18 protein-coding genes are annotated in these 19,745 nt (G+C 58.8%); 8 read left to right on the top strand and 10 right to left on the bottom strand.

Annotated features, from left to right (window positions below; all coding sequences use genetic code 11):
* Position 1 precedes the first annotated feature (1 nt).
* From GA0061103_RS00195 to GA0061103_RS00185, 3 genes are all read left to right on the top strand, one after another.
* Positions 2–823 carry an ABC transporter permease gene (locus GA0061103_RS00195; protein ID WP_092705980.1) on the top strand — a complete coding sequence of 274 codons (822 nt, stop codon included), beginning with the start codon at positions 2–4 and terminating at the stop codon, positions 821–823.
* Between the two features lie 4 nt (positions 824–827).
* Complete coding sequence (locus tag GA0061103_RS00190) at positions 828–1,571, top strand: aspartate/glutamate racemase family protein (protein WP_092705978.1); 744 nt, start codon at positions 828–830, stop codon at positions 1,569–1,571.
* 109 nt (positions 1,572–1,680) lie between these two features.
* Positions 1,681–2,967, top strand: coding sequence for a DUF763 domain-containing protein (locus GA0061103_RS00185; RefSeq protein ID WP_092708421.1), 1,287 nt, complete (start codon positions 1,681–1,683; stop codon positions 2,965–2,967).
* A gap of 51 nt (positions 2,968–3,018) precedes the next feature.
* Here the strand turns inward: GA0061103_RS00185 and GA0061103_RS00180 are convergent, their stop codons facing one another.
* On the bottom strand, positions 3,019–5,355 hold the full coding sequence (locus tag GA0061103_RS00180; RefSeq protein ID WP_092705976.1) for a glucose/quinate/shikimate family membrane-bound PQQ-dependent dehydrogenase: 2,337 nt from the start codon (positions 5,353–5,355) through the stop codon (positions 3,019–3,021).
* A gap of 357 nt (positions 5,356–5,712) precedes the next feature.
* Between GA0061103_RS00180 and GA0061103_RS00175 the strand changes: the two genes are divergently transcribed.
* A complete protein-coding gene (locus tag GA0061103_RS00175) occupies positions 5,713–5,901 on the top strand; it encodes a hypothetical protein (RefSeq protein WP_092705974.1) in 189 nt (62 codons plus the stop codon).
* Between the two features lie 22 nt (positions 5,902–5,923).
* On the opposite strand, the gene GA0061103_RS00170 is transcribed toward GA0061103_RS00175, so the two are convergent.
* From GA0061103_RS00170 to GA0061103_RS00160, 3 genes are all read right to left on the bottom strand, one after another.
* Positions 5,924–6,652 (bottom strand): esterase family protein, encoded by a 729-nt coding sequence (locus GA0061103_RS00170; RefSeq protein ID WP_092705972.1) that lies wholly within the window; start codon positions 6,650–6,652, stop codon positions 5,924–5,926.
* Positions 6,649–7,608: an acetylxylan esterase gene (locus GA0061103_RS00165; protein WP_092705970.1), complete on the bottom strand. Its 960-nt coding sequence runs from the start codon at positions 7,606–7,608 to the stop codon at positions 6,649–6,651. The genes GA0061103_RS00170 and GA0061103_RS00165 overlap by 4 nt, the downstream gene beginning before the upstream one ends.
* Before the next feature lie 81 nt (positions 7,609–7,689).
* Positions 7,690–8,328: a GNAT family N-acetyltransferase gene (locus tag GA0061103_RS00160; RefSeq protein ID WP_245304614.1), complete on the bottom strand. Its 639-nt coding sequence runs from the start codon at positions 8,326–8,328 to the stop codon at positions 7,690–7,692.
* Between the two features lie 203 nt (positions 8,329–8,531).
* On the opposite strand from GA0061103_RS00160, the gene GA0061103_RS34660 reads away from it, so the two are divergent.
* The 3 genes from GA0061103_RS34660 to GA0061103_RS00150 all read left to right on the top strand — a co-directional run bounded on the left by GA0061103_RS34660 (position 8,532) and on the right by GA0061103_RS00150 (position 11,201).
* Complete coding sequence (locus GA0061103_RS34660) at positions 8,532–8,759, top strand: hypothetical protein (RefSeq protein WP_141694405.1); 228 nt, start codon at positions 8,532–8,534, stop codon at positions 8,757–8,759.
* Between the two features lie 30 nt (positions 8,760–8,789).
* Entirely contained in the window at positions 8,790–9,095 is a 306-nt protein-coding gene (locus GA0061103_RS00155) for a hypothetical protein (protein ID WP_092705968.1), read from the top strand.
* 369 nt (positions 9,096–9,464) lie between these two features.
* Complete coding sequence (locus GA0061103_RS00150) at positions 9,465–11,201, top strand: GGDEF domain-containing protein (protein WP_092705966.1); 1,737 nt, start codon at positions 9,465–9,467, stop codon at positions 11,199–11,201.
* 52 nt (positions 11,202–11,253) lie between these two features.
* On the opposite strand, the gene GA0061103_RS00145 is transcribed toward GA0061103_RS00150, so the two are convergent.
* The 4 genes from GA0061103_RS00145 to GA0061103_RS00130 are packed head-to-tail and all read right to left on the bottom strand — an operon-like array spanning position 11,254 to position 15,860.
* Positions 11,254–12,216, bottom strand: a complete 963-nt coding sequence (locus GA0061103_RS00145; RefSeq protein ID WP_092705964.1) for a Csu type fimbrial protein — start codon at positions 12,214–12,216, stop codon at positions 11,254–11,256.
* A gap of 15 nt (positions 12,217–12,231) precedes the next feature.
* Positions 12,232–14,595, bottom strand: a complete 2,364-nt coding sequence (locus GA0061103_RS00140; protein WP_092705962.1) for a fimbria/pilus outer membrane usher protein — start codon at positions 14,593–14,595, stop codon at positions 12,232–12,234.
* Between the two features lie 22 nt (positions 14,596–14,617).
* Positions 14,618–15,337: a fimbrial biogenesis chaperone gene (locus GA0061103_RS00135; RefSeq protein WP_092705960.1), complete on the bottom strand. Its 720-nt coding sequence runs from the start codon at positions 15,335–15,337 to the stop codon at positions 14,618–14,620.
* A gap of 25 nt (positions 15,338–15,362) precedes the next feature.
* Positions 15,363–15,860 (bottom strand): Csu type fimbrial protein, encoded by a 498-nt coding sequence (locus GA0061103_RS00130; RefSeq protein WP_092705958.1) that lies wholly within the window; start codon positions 15,858–15,860, stop codon positions 15,363–15,365.
* A gap of 726 nt (positions 15,861–16,586) precedes the next feature.
* On the opposite strand from GA0061103_RS00130, the gene GA0061103_RS00125 reads away from it, so the two are divergent.
* A complete protein-coding gene (locus tag GA0061103_RS00125; RefSeq protein WP_092705956.1) occupies positions 16,587–17,207 on the top strand; it encodes a hypothetical protein in 621 nt (206 codons plus the stop codon).
* Positions 17,208–17,305: 98 nt separating this feature from the next.
* On the opposite strand, the gene GA0061103_RS00120 is transcribed toward GA0061103_RS00125, so the two are convergent.
* The gene (locus tag GA0061103_RS00120) at positions 17,306–18,085 is read right to left on the bottom strand and encodes a hypothetical protein (RefSeq protein WP_092705954.1); all 780 of its coding nucleotides are present in this window, start codon (positions 18,083–18,085) and stop codon (positions 17,306–17,308) included.
* 273 nt (positions 18,086–18,358) lie between these two features.
* Positions 18,359–19,591 (bottom strand): peptidase T, encoded by a 1,233-nt coding sequence (gene pepT / locus GA0061103_RS00115; RefSeq protein WP_092705952.1) that lies wholly within the window; start codon positions 19,589–19,591, stop codon positions 18,359–18,361.
* Positions 19,592–19,745: the final 154 nt, after the last annotated feature.

Below are 19,745 nucleotides of genomic sequence, written 5' to 3'. Positions count from 1 at the left end.
GATGAACCACGAAAAGCGCAGCCTGGAATTCTACGTTCTGGCGATTTTCTTCACGATTTTCGTGCTGTTCCTCTACGGCCCGCTTTCGGCGGTCATCATCCTGTCCTTTCAAGGACCGGACGGCGGCCTGACATTTCCCTTGAACGGCGTCTCGCTGCACTGGTTCGCCAACCTCTTCGAGAAACAGGCGGTTGGCGATTTCGGTGCCTCCTTCCAGCGCTCCTTGATTCTCGGCGTGATGGTTATGATCGTGACCGTCGTCGTGTCGCTGTTGGCTGGCCTTGCCTTTCGCCGCCGCTTCCGTGGCTCGACGTTTCTGTTCTATGCCACTGTTGCGAGCCTCGTGGTGCCATCCATCATCATTTCGCTCGGGATTGGCGTCGTCTTCCAGCAGGGCGGCATTGCGCCGGCCTGGTATTCGTCGGCCTTCGGCGCACATCTGACCTGGACCCTTCCTTTCGGTGTGCTCATCATGTTTGCCGTCTTCAACCGGTTTTCGCCGGCCTATGAGGAGGCCGCACGCGATCTTGGCGCCAATTCCTGGCAGACCTTCCGCCATGTCGTGCTGCCGATGATCGCGCCGAGCCTGATCGGCGTTGGCCTGTTCGGCTTCACGCTGTCCTATGACGAATTTGCCCGCACCCTGATGACGTCGGGTACCTACAATACCCTGCCGCTCGAAATTTACGGCATGACGACGAATGTCACGACGCCGGTGCTCTATGCGCTCGGAACCGTGACGACGCTCTTCTCCTTCACTATCATCCTGCTGGCGCTTGCAGTCATGACCATGCTCGGCCGCCGTCAAGCCAAGAAAAGTTGAGATCATGCGCCTGCTGCTCATCAATCCGAATACGACCGCTTCCATGACGGAAAAGGCCGCAATAGCCGCACGAGCCGTGGCAGGTCCCGGCACGGAGATCATCGCCGCCACCTCGCAGATGGGGCCGGCTTCGATCGAGGGCTATTACGACGGAGCGATAGCCGTGCCCGGCATGCTGCGCGAACTGAAGGAGAGGCAGGCAACGGGTTATGACGCCGCGATCATCTGCTGCTTTGACGATACCGGCCTGGAAGCCGCCCGCATGTTCTGCGACGTCCCGGTCGTCGGCCTTTGTGAATCGGCTGTCGCGACGGCCGGCTTCCTGGCACAGCGCTTCAGCGTCGTTACGACGCTCGAGCGCTCTCGCATCCTCATCGACAATCTTGTCCAGCGCTACGGCATGGGCGGTCGCGCCAGGGTTCGCGCGTCGGACATTCCCGTTCTCGAGCTTGAGGACCCACTTTCCGGCGCAATCGGAAAGCTTCGGGCGGAAATCGAGCGCGCGCTTGCCGAAGACGGAGCGGAAGCCATCGTCCTCGGCTGCGCCGGGATGACCGATCTCGCAAGAGAACTGCAGTCGATCTACGGCGTCCCGGTCGTGGATGGTGTCGCCGCAGCAATCAAGCAGGCTGAAGCTTTGGTGTCCCTGGGCCTATCCACCAGCAAGCGCAGTTCCTACGCCTCCCCATTGCCAAAGCCTTTTTTGGGGGCAATGCAGGATTTTGCGCCAACACCGGTATTGGCTTAGTCTCATCACAATCCAACATGTACGGCCTCGGCTGATCGCTACGTCTCGCGAATGGCATATCTCGGCTACCGCGACTACAATGCCGCGATGAAGAACGAGAGTCGTGGATTTGGCACAGAGAGCTGGCAAAGCTGATCTTCCCTTGCATGGCGGCCGGGTACCGCGCTGGCTTGGGGACCGTATGACGCGCCTGGGTGCCGTCATCACCGAGGCAATCGTGCAGCATTATGGGCGCGACGAGCTTTTTCGCCGTCTCGCTAATCCCTTCTGGTTCCAGTCCTTTGGCGCTGTCATGGGGATGGATTGGCATTCCTCAGGCATCACCACAAGCGTACTTGGCGCTCTGAAACGGGGGCTGACGCCGCTTTCCGGCGAGCTTGGCATCCATGTCTGCGGGGGCCGCGGCGCGCATTCGCGCAAAACGCCGGACGAGCTCATCCATATCGGTGATCGCGTCGGCATCGACGGCGCATCCCTTGCCATGAAAAGCCGGCTGATCGCGAAGGTGGACAGTGCAGCCGTGCAGGATGGCTTCGACCTCTATCTGCATGGCTTCATCGTCGCTGATGACGGCAAGTGGGTCGTCATCCAGCAGGGCATGAACGACGAGCGGCGGCAGGCGCGGCGATATCATTGGCTATCGGAGGGTTTGGCGAACTTCCTGGATTCGCCGCACGCAGCCATCGAAGGGCGCGAGCAGGGCGAGATCATCAATCTGGCGGACCGGCGCGCCGGGCACTCCCGCAACGACCAGCTGGATTTGCTTTCTTCCTTAGGGCCGGATAAAATCATTCGTGAATTCAGCGCGCTGGAAGGACAAGTTCCAGTAATCAGCAAACAAGAGGCGCAGCCGATGCTGCCGTATCTTGTCATGCCGGCACATCACGATGTGCGTCAGGAGGACGTGAACATGCGGCGCCTGCACGGAAATCTCGCTGCGGCTGCCGATCGTGGTCCGGTGGATTTCGAGGAACTGCTTCTGACGCCCGGCGTCGGTGCGCGCACGGTAAAGGCTTTGGCGATGGTCGCCGAAGTCGTTCACGGCGCACCCTGCCGCTTCTCCGACCCCGCGCGCTTCTCGCTTGCCCATGGTGGCAAGGACCGGCACCCCTTTCCGGTGCCGCTGAAGGTCTATGACGAGACGATCAACGTGATGAAATCAGCCGTGAGGAAGGGGCGTCTCGGTCGCGATGAGGAATTGTCGGCGCTGAAGCGCCTGGACGACCAATCGAGAATGCTGGAGCGCTACGTGACAGGCCCCGATCTCAAGGAGATCGTAGCCGGCGAATTCGACCGCTCCTTCTCCTATGGCGGCCGCAGCGTCTTTGGCTGGGAGCCTCCCGTGGACGCCGGAGATGAAGGCATTAAGGGCAACTTCAGCTCTTCCAAGAGCTAAGCCGGGGCCTGGGCAGAAGGGAGCGGCTTTCCTGGCCGCTCCGTCACCAATTCATGGCAGTGTATAACCGATCACATAGTCGCCTGGTTTCGTCCCGACCGAGCCATGCCCTCCAGCCACCATGACGACATATTGCTTGTTGTCGCTGGCGGTATAGGTCATCGGCGTTGCCTGGCCACCCGCCGGCAGACGCGCCTGCCAGAGCTGCTTGCCGGACGTCACGTCATAGGCCCTGAGATAATCGTCCACGGCCGCACCCAGGAAAGCGACGCCGCCCTTGGTGACGATTGGCCCGCCAATGCCGGGGACGCCGACCTTGAAAGGAAGGGGCAGCGGGGTCATGTCATGAACAGTGCCGTTCTTGTGCTTATAGGCGATCTTGCCGGTCTTCAGATCGACACCCGCGACATAGCCCCAGGGCGGTGCCTGGCAGGGGATGCTAAGCGGACTGACGAACGGCCCCATATAGACGCCGTAAGGGGAGCCCTCGTTTCTATTCAGACCCTGTTCGCTGCCCTTGTCACCGGCTCCCTTCGGCGGGATTTCGGCGCGCGGCACCAGTCGCGAGGTGAAGGCGAGATAAGTCGGCATTCCGAACATGATCTGCCGTTCGGGATCGACGGCGACGCTACCCCAATTGAAAGTGCCGAAATTGCCGGGGAAAATGATGGAGCCGCGCAACGAAGGCGGCGTGTAGCGACCTTCATACTGATGTTGGTGGAAGGCGATACGGCAGGCGAGCTGATCGAAGAGCGAGACGCCCCACATATCCTTCTCCTGCAACGGCGGCGGCGAGAATGTCAGATCGGAGATCGGCTGTGTCGGCGAAGCATGATCCTCGGGAATGGTGCCGCCTGGAGCGGGGATTTCCTTGAAGGGAATGATCGGCGCGCCGGTGCGGCGATCGAGCACGTAGATATCGCCCTGCTTGGTCGAGGCGACCAGCGCGGGAACCGTGCTGCCATCGGCCTTCGTCAGATCAACGAGCACGGGCTGGGCGGGCACGTCCATATCCCAGAGATCGTGATGGGCGAATTGCTGGACCCATTTGAGCTGCCCGGTATTGATGTCGAGTGCGACCACCGAGGAGGAGAAGCGTTCGACATTGGCGCTGCGGCCCATGCCGAGCTGATCGGGCGTCTGGTTGCCAAGCGGAACATAGACCATGCCGAGCGCCTCGTCGGCGCTGGAAACCGACCAGCTGTTCGGTGAGTTGGTCGTATAGGTCTGCCCGGCGGGCAGCGGCGCCGTCTGGTCGGGATTGCCCGAATCCCAGTTCCAGAGCAAAGCACCAGTTCGGGCATCGAAGGCGCGGATGACGCCGGACTGTTCCTGGGTGGAGTAGTTGTCGTTGACCGCACCGCCGATGATGATCTTGTCGGCGACGATGACGGGCGGCGATGTCGAGTAATAATAGCCGGCCGGATTGTATTTCATGCCGGTTTCAAGATGCAGGATGCCCTGATCGGCAAAGCTTGGGCATACCTTACCGTTGGCGGCATCGAGCGCGACCAACCGAGCATCCGAGGTCGGCAAGTAGACGCGGTCGGCGCAAGGGGCTCCGGCGGCGACTGCCTTGTCATGGTAATAGGAGACGCCGCGGCAAGTCTGATGCTGACGGTTGTGATTCATCCCGGCATTGGCGTCGTAGCGCCATTTCTCCTTGCCGTCCGTCGCGCCGATGGCGATCGCCAGACTATGCGGCGTGCAGATGAACAGCGTGTCGCCGATCTTCAGCGGCGTCACCTGATAGGTCGTCTCGCCAATGTCGTCGGGGCGTTTCACATCGCCGGTCTGATAGCGCCAGGCTTCCTTGAGGTTCGCGACATTCTGCGCATTGATCTGATCGAGGGGCGAATAACGCTGGCCGAAGGAGGTTCTGCCATACTGATGCCATTCACCGTCAGGCACATCGCCGCCCATCGGGGCATTCGCAGCCATCGTTGTCGGCAGATCGCCGGAGAGATCGTGTGGATCTGTCGTCATCGAATAGACGGCCGCGAGGATGGCGACGATCAAGGGGATCGCAAGCGGCCAGGGATTGGCCCCGTAATGAACGCCGTCCAGACTGCGAAAGCCCAGCGGGCGCCGCACCCACGGCGTCAACAGCCAGAGACCGATCAGAATGATCAACCCGCCCCGCGGGCCGAGCTGCCACCAGTCGAAACCGACCTCCCATATCGCCCATCCAAGTGCTGCCAGCACGAAGATCGCGTAGAGCCAGAGTGCGGCCGCCTTGCGCATGTACAGCAGGATCGCCGTTAGGAGGAAAGCGATGCCGGCTAGAAGATAAAAGGGACTTCCGCCAAGCAGCACTAGCCAAAGGCCGCCGCCACCGAGCGCCAGACCGATGAGTGCGAGGATGATCGATGTGATGATGATGGCCATGATCTGCTCCAGTCTATCCGCCGATTGGACAGTGATTGATCGAAGGCATGCGAACCCGGCCGAGATCCTTTCGGACCTCAACGTCGAGGTTGAAGTCTAAATCGATATCAGTTGCTTCGCCGGCAACGAGAAGAACCGCGCCCAGGGCGATTTGGATCGATACATCAAGCCCCCCAATCAAATCAGAGATTGAACGTCAGGATTGCAAGAATGTTCCAATCCGGCCAGCCATTCAAGTTCGATGCCATGGCGCCCGATTTGATTAACGGACGTAGTTAATTTTTTAACAATTTTCCGGAATACTAATGGAACAGATATTGGAATCAAGGGTTTCCGTGCAGAGCCGGAGGACTAGAAATGAATATGAAGATCGTTACCGCCCAGTCGGAAGTTGAAACGGACGACACCGGAACCTATCCGGATGGTATGATGGAGCGTATTCTGGTCGAGTTTTCCGCAAGCTCCGAGCGGCAACACCGCAAATCCCACGAGCGCGATTACGGCGCCCACAAGGCGCTTCGGCCGATACCGGCCGGACTGGCGTGAAGGCCAAAACCCGCTTTCTTCGTCAGATGTAGAGCGGCGCCATTTGACGCCAAGCGCCTGCGCGATGCGCGCGTCCGCCCCACACATGCAGCCGATGATCAATCTGCTTGTCGGCTAGCAGCCGGCTAAGATGGCGATTGTTATCGAAGAAGGGATCGGCTTCCCCGATCGTCATGACGATATCGATCTGGCGCAACCTGTCCAAACGCCACTCGCAGGCAAGTCCCGGCAGAAAATGCGTCGGGGTGTGAAAATAGATATCATCGTCGTAATAGCCGTCGAACAGATCCGTGAAGGATTCGACCTTCATCGTCAGATCGTAGCGGCCGGAAAAGGCGACCAGCTTGCGGAAGAGGTGAGGGTGACGGAAAACCAGGCTTGCGGCCTGGAAGGCGCCGAGGCTGCAGCCGTGAACAATGGTACACTCATGCCTGTTCTTCTGCGCCATCAGCGGCAGGACTTCATTGAGAATATATTCCTCGAAAGCATTGTGCCTGCGAATGCGCTCGGCCGGATGGCGATAGGAGCCGTAGAAGGTCTCAGCTGCCAGTCCCTCGATGCAGTAGAGCTGAAGCTGTCCGGCATTCAGCTTGTCCGCGAGGCTGGCGACGATGCCGATCTGCTCATATTCCCAGAAGCGACCGGCGCGGGTGGGAAATACCAATACTTTGGCGCCGGCATGGCCGAACACCAGCAACTCCATGTCGCGATGCAGCCGAGGACTGTACCAGCACAGGTATTCGCGGTTCATAGCACCTTGAAGAATTGCCCGACTTTCTTTCGCAGAATTGCGTTCTGCTGTTCGCTGCCAGCATAATCGAAGTGGCCGGCATCCAGGATGAAGGTTTCGTTAAATTTCTGCAGCGCATTTGCGACAGAGAACTGGCAGGGTGGTGCGACGGCGGGATCGAAAAGCGCGGGTGCGACAAGCATCGGCACAGTAATGCGCCGCGCTGCGATCGCAGCATCGAAGAACCGCAGTGTCTCGAGAACGCTGCCCTGCTTTTCCTGATAGGCCTGAACCGATTGGGCGCTGCCGACGGTCGGCAATGTCAGCCATAACTGCCGGTGGCCGAAAGTCGGGACAATGAGGTGGCCGCGCCTGATGCGCGCATCGAAAGGAATAGCCAGCGCGCCGATGCCACCGCCGAAACTGATGCCGCTATAGCCGATATGGCCGGCAAGCCAGGGATAGAGGGTTTCCAAAGTCGAGACGGCGAGCCAGATGTCTTCGGCGCAGCCGCCGATGACATAGGTCTCGCGGCTTTCGATACCGCAAAGAACATGGCCCGATGCATCCGGTGGGATTTTCGGGCTGGCGCTGAGGGAGAGCCCCCGACAACAGGGAAAAAGGATAGCCGTCTCTTCTACCGGCCACTCGAATTCCGGCTGGTCTCTTCCGCCATATCCGTGTCCGACGACCAGGCCGCGCCGCACCTGTCCGCTGCGGGGAATGAGCAGCCAGCCGTTGATCTGAAACGACCCTGTCGACATGTAGCTGATATCGAAGACGTGCCAGTTGTCGTGACGCTGCTTGCTGTGGCGAAGCCTGGGTTGCGGATCGATGGCTAAGGCGGCCCTGTAGCGCTGCTGCCAGAAATCGTCGAAGCCCGTTGGGGCCTCCGGTATCTCTATCGCCTGCAATTGCGCAAGCTGCATGCCGTAGGTCGGATCGAAATCAAAGGGATGGGATGCGGGTATGCTCATGGCAAATTTTCGCGCGAGAGCACGGGTAAGGCAAGAACCAAGATTGCCAGTCCGCAAGCTTTCGTCGCGGCTTACTCCTGTTCATTCATGGATTTCTTGTTTGGGGCGATCGATGCGATAGAGCACGTGCGGCCGCAGAATATTGCCTGGCGGCACGGTGATATCATCGAAATCGCCATCGTCGACTTGGATCATGCCGATCTTTTCCATTGCGCGGCGGGAGGGAGTGTTGATCGCTGACGTATAACCGATCATGCAATCAGCGTGCAGCTCTTGCCACGCGAAATCCAGGCAACATCGGCTGATTTCCGCCGCATAGCCCTGCCGCCAATAGGCATGCCCCAGAATCCAACCGATCTCCAATGGAAAGTCGCCCGGAACTTCCGGCCCAGGGCGTGAAAGACCCGCGCCGCCAATCAGCGCGCCATCGGCTTTCCGCTCGACGGCCAGGAAGCCAAAACCCTCCGTGGCCAGCTGCGCGTTGGCTTCATCGATCAGTTCATCCGTCTCGGCGGCCGTTAGCAGGCTCGGATAGTAATATTGCCGAACCTGCGCATCCGCGTTTACGGCTGCAAAAGGAGCGCGGTCACTATCCCGCCAAGGCCTGAGTACGAGCCGGGAGGTTTCCAGAGTAAGCATCGCGCTCCTTGGGACGGACGGATTGATCTCGATGGCGCGATGGCACGCAATCTTTGCCGAGGGCAGCAGGCTGCGCCGCATCTCCATCCATGAATTCGCCATGAAAGTCCATGTCTGCCGGTTGATATTAGCCTCTGTGATTTCTGCCGCACAGCGGAAAAGATGACGCAAATAGACTTGGTTTGTTGCGAACTGCTGTCGCTTCCTTGCCTTGGTTGAGGTATAGTGAAAGCATGATCAGGGTCCTAACGATACTTGCGGGAATTTCGATTGCAGGCTCCGCAATGGCAGGGCAAGGTCAAGTCACTCAAAGCACCTACAATGTTCAGGATTGCTCGAGTGCGGTGGATCAGGTTCTGTCGACGACGAAGGGACGCCTCCTGTCCGTCAAGCCGCGTGAGAATCGTTGTATCGTGACTGTGATCGTTCCGCATGGCGAGCAACGGCCGGAGAAGGTCGTGGTTCGTGTCGACTATAGCAATGCTGACAACAGTCAGGAAAATGGCCAATAGCCGCAAGCGGTGAAAGGGACCGCGTGAGAAATGGGCGAAGTCATCCAGTTTCGGCCCGCAGCGAGATACGGCAAGTACCCTGATGCGCAGGCTCGCATGGAAAGGGAACTGCAGCTTCCCCTTGCGACGGCGGATCAACCCACTCGAAAGGCCGTCCGCGCGAATCCGCCGGATACCTCGCCCGCTCCCAAATCAAAAATTGGGCTTCCGATTAGCGGCATCGTCATCGTACTCGGCTCCATCCTGGTCTATGCGCTGGTAATATCCCATGTCGTCGGCCAGCCACATTATTCGGCTCGCGCCAACCTGATGCCTTCGATTTTTCTGCAAAACTAGATTTGCCCCCGCAAGAATGGCTTGGTGAAGCAGGTCCGCCATCGAGCAATTGCGATACGCGCCGCGAACTCATTTTCGGCACTATTCTTTCCTATCGCATGCGCGGAGCATGACGCCGTCAACCGGCCACAATATAATTCCGTAACTCAAGCTGGACAAAACTGTCATGCCGCGTGCGGAAGACTGTCGTGTCAGGCCGATTGTTTCGGATATGCGAACTTAAAGAATATGAGAAAGATTAAGTCTGTTCGTTAAGTGAAGATTCCATCAAATCTGATGTAATCCGCAATAGACGGTGGTTTTGGAGAGCATTTATTGTCACGGCTTAAAATTCAACAACTACAATGGATCGGCGCGGTAGCTGTTATCATGGTTTGCTTGATGATGGCCGGCTCGACGATTGCCTTCAGCCTGTCGGATTATCTCAACTACAAGCGCGGCGTAATCGAATTCGGCCGCTTTCATACGGCGCTGCATGCAGCCGCGACGATATCGAGAGAGCGCGGTCCTGCAAACAGTCTCATGGGCGCTTCGGAGGCTGAGCAAGCACAATTTGCCGCCGATCTAAAAGCAAGCCGCGAAGCAACCGACAAGGATATCGCCAAGCTCGAAGCGCTCTTTAAAACGGAAATAGACCAGTCCGCGGAAATGCGCAGCGCATTCATGGCGCTTAAGGCTCAGTTGGAGAGCGGCCGTCAGGCGGTCGATGCGGTGGCCGCCTTGCCACGCGGCGAGCGCAGCGGCGCAAAGATCGCCGACGCCATACAGGCGATGTTCCGTGCAGCGGATCGCGCCCAGGATTACCGGGATGTCGCCGGCCGATCGATCATTGCACTGGCGCCCGAAACAGGCGCCGAAGTCATGCTGACCTCGATGGCCGGAACACTTAGAGAGCGTGCCGGAAGGCTGGGCTCCTATGTCGTCATGATGCTGGCCTCGCAGGGGCAGGCCCGTTCCCACTATAGGGCAGCGTTCGACAGCGAATTGAACCGGCTTTTCGAAGTGAATGCACTGCTGAAGACCTATGCGCCCGTTACGTTGCAATCCCAGGCTCTGGCAAGGCTGCTGGACCAGGTGACGGTGAGTTACTTTGCCGGAGCGCTGCCTTACGCTCAGCGCATCGCCTTTGATCCGAATGCGAGCAATGCGCTCACGCCCGGCGAGTTCACGGCGAAATACGTGCCTGGAATGAAATCGACCGAGAACCTGCGTGAACTCATCGAAACCGCGGCATTGAACTCTCTTGACGAAGTACGGCAGAAATCCCTGAGAGCCATGCTGATCTCCGCGCTGCTTGCCGGCATGGCGGTATCGGTCGTGATTGGGTTGGCCTATGTGCTCAGGCGTTCGCTCTTCCGGCCGATGCTTGCCGTCATGCGACAGATCGACGAGATTGCCGTCGGCAATCTTACGACGCCGCCGCCGATACCCCACGCCGGACGTGAAATGCGGGAGCTATTCCTGCGTCTTGACCTTCTGCGCGAACAGCAACGCTTCAAGCGGCGGCTGGAAATGGAGCGCAAATCAATGACGGAGGAGTTGAGACGTCTCTCCCAGACGGACGCGCTCACCGGCCTTCTCAATCGGCGCGCGCTGGAGGATGCGGTGGAGGAATTGCTTGCGGCCCCGACAGCGGGCTCCCGAGGCTTCGCGATCATCATGCTCGATATCGACCATTTCAAATCGATCAACGATCGATACGGTCACGCTGTCGGGGACATGGTGCTGCAAAGAACGGCGCAGATTCTAGGCCCGTGCCTGCGCGACGCCGATCTATTCGCCCGCTATGGCGGTGAGGAATTCATCGTCGTAATGGGCGACGTCACCGAGGCGTCGGCGCGTTCGACGGCCGAGCGATTGCGGGAAACATTGGCGCATGCCATCGTCAGCGATGAGCATGGCTTGAAGGTGACGGCGAGCTTCGGCGTCGATTGGCGCGCGCATTGCGTGTTCGAAAATTGGGAAAAGCTGACCGTCGTCGCGGACAACCGGCTCTATCAAGCCAAGCGTAACGGCCGCAATTTGGTCTGCTCGTCCGACAATGCGACTGGACAGACGCCAATCTCCGCCTCGAGACGCGGCCAGAGCGGCGCGAGTGCGGCCTGACACACTTCGCCATGACCGAGTTCGATCCGAACTGCTTGTTGGAAACTCGCAGTCAGTAGGTGAGCGTCACCACGACGGTATCGTTGTAAGTGCCTGGGGATGGCGTGGTCTGCGGTGGCACTCGGCCATAGACCGTCAGGAGTTGAGCACTACCCGTTCCACTTCCGGCAACGGTGCTGCCCGGCGTATTGGCATCGCCCCAGGGCTGCGATCGGCTGGTATCCTTGTAGAGGCCATAGGTCACGGTCTCCGACCCTTTCGCCATCTTTCGCGCCGTCGGTGGGGCATTCGCGCCGCCGCCGCCCAGGGAGATCGTATAAGTCGTGCCCGGCGTGCAGGTTGCCGTGACGGAACCGGTGGCATCGACATTCGTGCTCAATACGCCCTGCGTCCCGAAATCGATGTTCTGGACGCTGACGAGGCAATTGGCGGCGACGCTTGCATTGACGCTGAACGACGCGGTTCCGATCGTTCCCGAGGGGGCAGAGCAGGTGGTCGCACTACTGTAGCTGTAATAGAAGGAGGTGTAGGTCGATGTGAAGTTGGAGGTAAACGCCCCCGGTACCGCTGTCGGTGGAGACCCCAGTGCGGCTCCATAGACCGTCATGCTGCCGGTTGCGCCGATCAACGAGCCATTCAGCAAGGCCATTGTCAGCGCGTAGACCGGTGCGCGTGACGGATAGGACCAGCTGCTCGATCCCCACACCACGCTCCGGCCGTTGTCGGAATAGAGCTGATAGTTCAAGGAACTGCTGCCGTTCAACATCTGGCGGGCCGCGGCCGACGATGCTCCACCACTGCCGGCGCCGATATCTGGGCAAATCAGGAGCCGCTTGCCCAGATCCAGGAGCCCGCCGGAACAGCTTACACTTATGGTCGATGTCGAATTGACCGGGGTGCCTGATAAGGTATCGACCGCGCCGAAGTTCATATTGGTTGCCGAGAAATTGCAGCTTTGCGCAGCGCATAGTGAAGGCAACAGCAGTGCGAGCAGAAGAGTGAGCGAACGCAGCATCTTTTCAACTCCCTTTCAAAGGCACTTGACGTCATCGATGACAACCTGTTCGCCCCGCTGCGGCTTGTAGGCGAATTCGGCGTGGCACTTCGTTCCATCTTCGAGCGATATGTCGATCGCGTTCCTTGCGTGCAGTCCGCGAATGTAGGCCTGCCCGTCATAGCCGATGACGAAGTCCTCGCTCGATCCTTGTAAGGTGCCGCTAAGCCCGGCACGCAGCGGCACCCCGTTCTTGTCCTTGATGGTAATGAGGGCGGCTTGCGGTGCTTCGGACACACCGAACTTGACGACGACGCCGCTGCGGTCCGCCGGCACGACGATTTCCTTTGTCGCCGGCACATCGGCATCGACGGGTAGGTTCTTGGGATCGATGGATACGGTATTCGGTTCATAGGAGTTGAGATTGGGCACCAGGATGCGGCCGCTCGAATTGGTCTTGCCGGCAGGTCTGTTCTGCTGCTGAACCTCGACATCGGGAGCGCCGACATCGACGACGGCAAAGGCATCGTCGATTCTATTGGTGGCAAAGACGCCACCACCTGCAACAGCTATGGCACCATCGACGCGAGCCGTGGCATTGGTCTGATGATCCTGCTGCTGAAGGCCTGCCTCGACCTGCGCGAAGGGAGCCCGATAGCCGATTGCCACTTCGCGATAGGTGTCTTCGCCTTCGGAGGTGCGCAGGCGCCAGCCGAAGCTGCCGTCCTCCTGCTGCATCGACTTGGAAACGTCGGCAACGACGCCGAGGCCGTTGGGGCCGCCTTGTACGCCCGTATTGGCCGTGATGTTGCCGCCGAAGGGAATGGAGAGGCCAGCAAAGAATCCGAAATTGCTTCGGTCGTCGAGATCGGTGAAGGCGCTCGCATAGACTGTCGCACGCTTGAAGGTCTGACTGTAGGAAAGACCGGCGATCTTGCTCCTGGTGCCGTCGGCGCTTTCGAGGTTGGTGTAGGAGAGATTGAGGCTGGAAAGATCGAGTGGCGTTGGCACGCTCAGCGTGACCTGGTCGATGGCTCGCGGCACACCAGCACTGAGAATGCTCACATCTCCGGCAACGCTGGTTGTCGGCCGTGCGGAAACCGAGGCTATGTCGTCATAATCGCCAAAGGTTCGCTGCACGCGAGCATAAAGAGCCCATCTGTCGTAACTGAGCTCGAATGCGGCATTCATCAGCGCGCCGGAGCGCGACCCGCTTTTGCTTGCTGCGCCTGCTATTGACGCTACCCCGAACGAGCTGACCGGAAAGGCGGCTCCCGCGCCGCCATTCAGAAGATCGGCGCCGCCCTCGAAGTGGCCTTCCAGTGTCAGCCAATCGGTCAGGCCGTACCTTGCGGTGGCGGCGCCCATGATACGACCGTCATAGTCATTGGAATCCGTTCCGAAGTTCAGACGCGGAGTGCCGAGTTCGGCTGAAAAGTCCAACAGGCCCCGGCGCAGAAGCCAATTGGAGGAATAGAAGGGCAAGGTCTGCGTGGTTTCCCGTCCGAGACTGTCGCGCAGCACGACGGTCGCTTGCCCGCCTCCGGAAAAGACCGGGAGGTTGGTCACTTCGAATGGTCCGGCGGGGACGTCGCTGGAATAGGTGCGAACGTTCTGCGTATAGATGTCGAGTGTCGAAGGAACGGCGGCCGTCCCGGTAAAGGAAGGCAGCGGTTCGGTCACCAGGTCCGAGCGTAGTGCAAAATTGCGCTGAAACTGAATGCCGCCGAAATAGACTGGTCGCGTCCATGACAGGCCGCCGGTCGTCAGGTCGCCAGCACGATAGGTAACGAGATTCTTTGGATCGGAATAGCTCCAGGTCGTGTTGAGGCGGGTTATGCCGTCGAGGCTGCCTTCTGAATATCCGGCGAGGAAAGACTGGCTGAGCGTTCCGTACGGGCTGAAGATGCGGGCATCGAAAGATCCGGATATTCCCTGAAACAAGTTTGAATTGCCTTGGAAGAGACCGTTGGAACTTGCGTAGAGGGAATAGTTCAGGACGGCGCCATAGCCGGCCTGGGGTGCCGGGATCGCATTTTCCTGCTGCTGCCTGACATTGATGACGCGGGGCGCGCGCCCTTTGTCCGTCGTCTGGACATAGAGGCGCTGCGTCTCATCGTCGACCTGATAGGACAGGCCGGGCAAGCTGCTGAGCTCGATCAGCCTGTCATCGGCGGCGCCGGCCGGCGGCTTAATGCCGACTTCGCGCAGCTCTCCCGCGGTCGCTGCGAGGGAACCGTTCGGACGCTGTTTGAAATTACCTATCATCTTCATCGATGCATTGTTGATGAATACTTCGAGGTAGACGTCCAGCGTGGGCGCCGGTTGGCCCGCCGTGGCTGCATTTGCCGGCAGATCGGGCACTTCCTGAGCACGCAGCGCCGGGACCGAGAAAAGCATGCATATGAAAACGGCGCCGGCACTACCGTTGATTAACGGCGACTTTAGCATCGAACGGCCCAAGATCGCTCTGGCCATGGAGTGTTACGATGCCGCCGGTGAGGGACTTTGCTGTTCCCATCGGCCATTGCATCGTAGCGCCAGCAAGTACGTATCCGACCAGCCCGTTGCGGCTGCCGACCTTCGTTGCCCCCTGTGCAAGGGTTACATTCGACAGGCGGAAGCGGCTGCCGCCATTGTTCTTGCCGGTCAGGGAGAGGCTGTTGCCCTGTCGTTTGAGGCTCCAGACGATATCGGCAGGCTTTACATCGGGCCGCTTGAAGAAGACTGGAATGGACTGGCGCATGATGAGGGTGACGGTGCCGGCGCGCGCGCGGGCAGGGTCCGGCAGCTCGTCGACGATGACGCGATAGGTCTCTTCCGTCTTGACAGGGGCCTTGCTCGTACGAACCACTCTGACCACATACTGAGCATTGGGATTCATCCTCGTCGCGGACGGGCTGGCAACGACGTCCCGGGTCGGTTCCAGGGTTTCTATGCCACCCGCTTGGCTCCACTTGAAAACGCGTATCTGGACGTTGATCGGATGATCTCCGTCATTGGCAAGGTTCAGGACCGTGGCAGCGGCTGGCGCCGCGAGCTCAAGACTTGTGGGTGCCACTCGCAGGGATGCCGCGTTCAAGCCGTGAGCACCAAGCAGCAAAAGCATAGTCGCGGCAATGCATGGCAACATGCGTTGCATGACGGCCTCCTGGATCTGTGAGTTTTCAGTAGGTGACGGTAACCGCCACGGTATCGGTGTAAACGCCTGCGGCTGGGGTGCTCTGTGGGGGAACCCGGCCATAGACATTTATGTTCTGGACTGCGCCATTGCCTGTGCCCGAGACAGTATCGGTGCCTATGGTCGTGCCCCAGGTCTGCGTTCGGTTGGCATCGCTATAGATCGCATAATTGATCGTCGCACTTGCCGGACCCGTCATGACACGGACAGCTGTTGTCGCTCCTGCTCCAGCGCCGGCACTCAGGCCGACATTGTAGGTCTGCCCGGATGTGCATTGCACACCGATGGTGGTTGCCTGGTCGATATTGCTGGTGATGACACCGTTGGTGCCAAAGTTGAGATTATTGGCACTCTGGACGAGGCACTGTGCCTGGATGGTAATGGTAACCGTCATATTGGCAGTTGCAGTGGCCGCCATCGCGGACGATGCTGCCATGGTCATTGCGATACCAGTCAGAACGGCGCCGCAGAGCATTCTCACCATTCACATTCCCCTTCGCATATGCCTCAGAAATATCAGAATATAATAAAATAAGCACATATATGCTTCGCTGGCAATCAGGCGGGAAACCGCTGGGATAGATGAGACAGTATCGAAAGAATACCTCCAAAGTAGAGTTTGGATTTACTCAGCGAATACCCATAGATAATTAATAGTTTTAAAAAACATGGTTAATAATGTTAGATAAAATTCACCTGCTGTCAGGATAAGTGCAGCGAGAACATGAGATCCAATTTAGGCGAATCAGCGATTTTGAGGGCGCCATCCGCCCCGAATGATTCGCTGTTTCGGTCATACAGCTGCAGCTGAAACATCAACTCTTACCGTATGTTCACAGCCGCCTCGCTTATACTCGCTATCCGCGAACTCAGGCCGACCATCGAGCCCGGACCTAGTTTTCCATCGCAGTTCTCCCGACAGTATTATGAAGCGAAGTGTTAGCCTGATCTCCCCCATGTCGATGGAACGGCCGCAGCGAAAGTCATCGGATTTACGGCAGGCTGAATTGCCCCTCATGCAGCCAAGCCTTGTCGCCTGCATGGGCTGAATGGCGGTCCTTGAACGCAGCTCATCCGTACCGTCTGGGTATGCACAACGCATTCGTCAACATTTCTTTGCAAAAGGTCTGCAATTGGCCACGTTTCGGTAAAGGCCGCGCCACAGTTCGCATGAAAATGGCTATCCGGGATTTGTCAAAAGGAGCGGTCGATGGATACGCAGCCTATGAGATGGTGGAATGGTCAAAGCGAGACGACCCGAAGGTTGGGTTCCGGGCTCGCTGTTTGCGGTACCGTTGTCGGTGCTCTCTATGTCATTGTTCAAACCGGTCCCGTTGATCGCACCATACAGTACATCGACGACAGCGGCAGCATCGCGATCAATCGCGCAGCACCCGCACCGCAGCTTGCCATGAACCAATTACAGTCGGCGGTTGATGCGAGCCCAGCAAAGCCGCAGATATCAGTGCCAATTCCGCAGCCTTCGCCGCTTGCTGCCATGGCCAAGACCAATCCGTCGGTAAAGCGCGTTGCATCGCATTCCGATGCCGCAAAGACCAAGGTCGCGTCATCCGGTGACGTGGAACATTTCGACCGCTGCTTGCCGCAATGCGAAACTCAGGACCCGCTGATAACAGGTCGCACGGAATATGCAGAGGCAGCCCCCCCGCCCATTGCAAACGACGACCCGCCCCCGGTGCTGGAGGAAAGGGTCGGATTTCATCCGCTTGTTGGCGCGCGCAACCTTTTGGACAGAGCCGTGGATGCACCAGGCATGATGTTGCGCCGCAGCCGGCAGATGATCGACAATGTGGCCCGCGTAGACTGGTAATTGGGACGATGTCTGCGCCCATTGCCGATATCAAGGCAACGGGCGCAAACCTTTGTACTGAGATGAAAAAGGCGTCGGGACGCCCAGCCGCGGACCGTCTAGAGGCCACCGGCACTCGCCGTGCTGCGCAGCAGCCGGCAAAGGCTGACGAGACCGGCATCGAAATTGCCGGATGCCGTCACCTGACGACAGGCAATCAGCATACGTTTCTGCTCAGCGCTCGACATGGTGCGGAAAGCGGCAAGCGTACGCGTGTTCGATCCCGTGCCGGAATTGCCCGAACCCAGCCCGAAGCCGCTCGTGCCGCCTGTGCCTCCGGTTGCCATACCGGTTCCGCTGGAGCCGGTACCGCCCGTGGAGCCGGTGCCACCAGTCCCGCTGCCGGTTCCACCGCCTGAACCGCTCCCGCCGACGCCGACACCCACACCGACGCCTGCTCCGGATCCACCGACGGAGACGCCGGCGCCGGCATTGACACCGCTTGAGCCTCCGACCGAAGCGCCGAGACCAGCGTTGACGCCATTGCTATTGGCGGATGCGCCCACACCGGCATTAACTCCGCTGGAACCGCCAACGGATGCGCCGACTCCTGCATTGACACCACTCGTTCCAGATACGGAAGCACCTGCTCCGGCATTGACGCCGTTCGTACCGCCGACGGATGCACTGACGCCGGCATTAAGCCCATTGGAGCCGAGCCCGGCGCCCAAACCAGCATTGATGCCGCCGATCGATACGCCAACACCCGCGCCTAGTCCGCCGCTTCCGGACCGGCTGCCGCCGTGATCCGTTCCGCCGCCTGGCTCTGCATAACTTGTCGAGGCCAATAGAAGAAGTGCGGATGCAGCGATTGCCATCCGTGAAGATTGTACTCTCATGACTAAACTCCGTTTCAGTTTAGGCTTTTGTCAGCCTGTTTCTGACTGTCGGAGCGCGCGCACCGTAGAGTTGGAATGAAGGGGCTTGTCTATTCTCCTTTCCTCCCAAGACTATATTGAAGAATAATCTAATTTAGTAATGCTTCAATATAAAAATTCGCGGATGGCTTGCATAATGACAAGGGGAATGGCGCCAAATAGACAAAAATGCTCTATTTCGCGACAGAGTTACTAGGCTTTTATAGGATGAACGAGGTCTATTCTCGAAAGCTTTCAGGAGCGCTCCGACCACACCTTGGCCAACTCTACGAGCGTCTTTACGGCTCTTTCCATATCCTGCCGGCTCACCCATTCCAGCGGAGAATGAAAGGCATGCCCACCGGCAAAGATATTGGCGCAGGGCAGCCCCATGAAGGAGAGCCTGGAACCGTCCGTGCCGCCGCGAATGCTGCCTCGCACTGGCGTCATGCCGGCACGCCGGATTGCCTCGACGGCGTTTTCGACGATTTCCGGGTGGTGATCGAGGATCGTCTTCATGTTGCGATACTGATGCCGAACGGTGAACGTGTGCGAGGAGCCGGGATAGGCTTTCATGACGTCCTTGACGATCGCCTCCAGCATAGTCTCCTTGCCGACAAGACCTTGCTCGTCGAAATCGCGGATGATGAAGCCGAGTGAAGCCTTTTCCATCGAACCGCTGATGCCGGTCGGGTGGATGAAGCCGTCGCGGCCGTCCGTCGTTTCGGGAGCGATGTTCTTCGGCAGCCCGTCGATGATCGCGCCGGCAATCTTGATGGCATTTTCCATTTTTCCTTTGGCGAAGCCTGGATGGATGGCAACGCCATGGATGACGACCTCGACACTGTCGGCGGAAAAAGTCTCGTCTTCTATATGCCCCGCCGTTTCGCCATCGACTGTATAGGCGAATTGCGCTCCCAGTTTCTTCAGATCGACCTTGTCGACACCACGCCCGATCTCCTCATCGGTCGTGAACAGCAGCTTGATCGTGCCGTGAGGGATGTCGGGATTGTCGACGAGATATTTGGCAGCCGCGACGATTTCGGCAAGACCGGCCTTGTCATCGGCCCCAAGCAATGTCGTACCATCCGACGTGATGATGTCGTTGCCCGTCTGATCGCGCAGGGCAGGGTGTTCTTCAACGCGAATGACCTGCTGCGGATCGCCGGTGAGACGGATATCACCGCCGGTATAGTCGCGCAGGATCTGCGGCTTGACGTTCGTGCCGGTAAAATCGGGCGCTGTGTCCATGTGGGAGCAGAAGCAGATGACGGGAACCGGCTTGTCCACATTCGATGGAATGGTGGCATAGACGTAGCCGTGCTCGTCCAGATGTGCATCGCCAAGCCCGATCGCCAGCAATTCCTCGACGAGAACACGCCCAAGATTCCTCTGCTTCGCGGTGGACGGTTGGGTGGCCGAAGTCGGGTCCGATTGCGTATCCACGACAACATAACGAAGAAAGCGATCGGTGACGGTATCGGTCATGACTCTGGCTCCAAAGAATCTCTTGGTTTTGCATAGCTATAGCGCTCGGCAAGCGCGCCGAGAAATCGATTTCGCACTGAAAGACGCAATAGGCGAAACGGACCCAGGCTGTTCGGCATGAAAATATGGCCGCTCCAGCACCAGGCAGAAGCGG

Source organism: Martinezella multihospitum (assembly GCF_900094585.1).
Lineage (GTDB): Bacteria > Pseudomonadota > Alphaproteobacteria > Rhizobiales > Rhizobiaceae > Rhizobium > Rhizobium multihospitium.
Note: the sequence above shows the minus strand (reverse complement) of the source record. Positions and strands in the feature narration are given on the sequence as shown.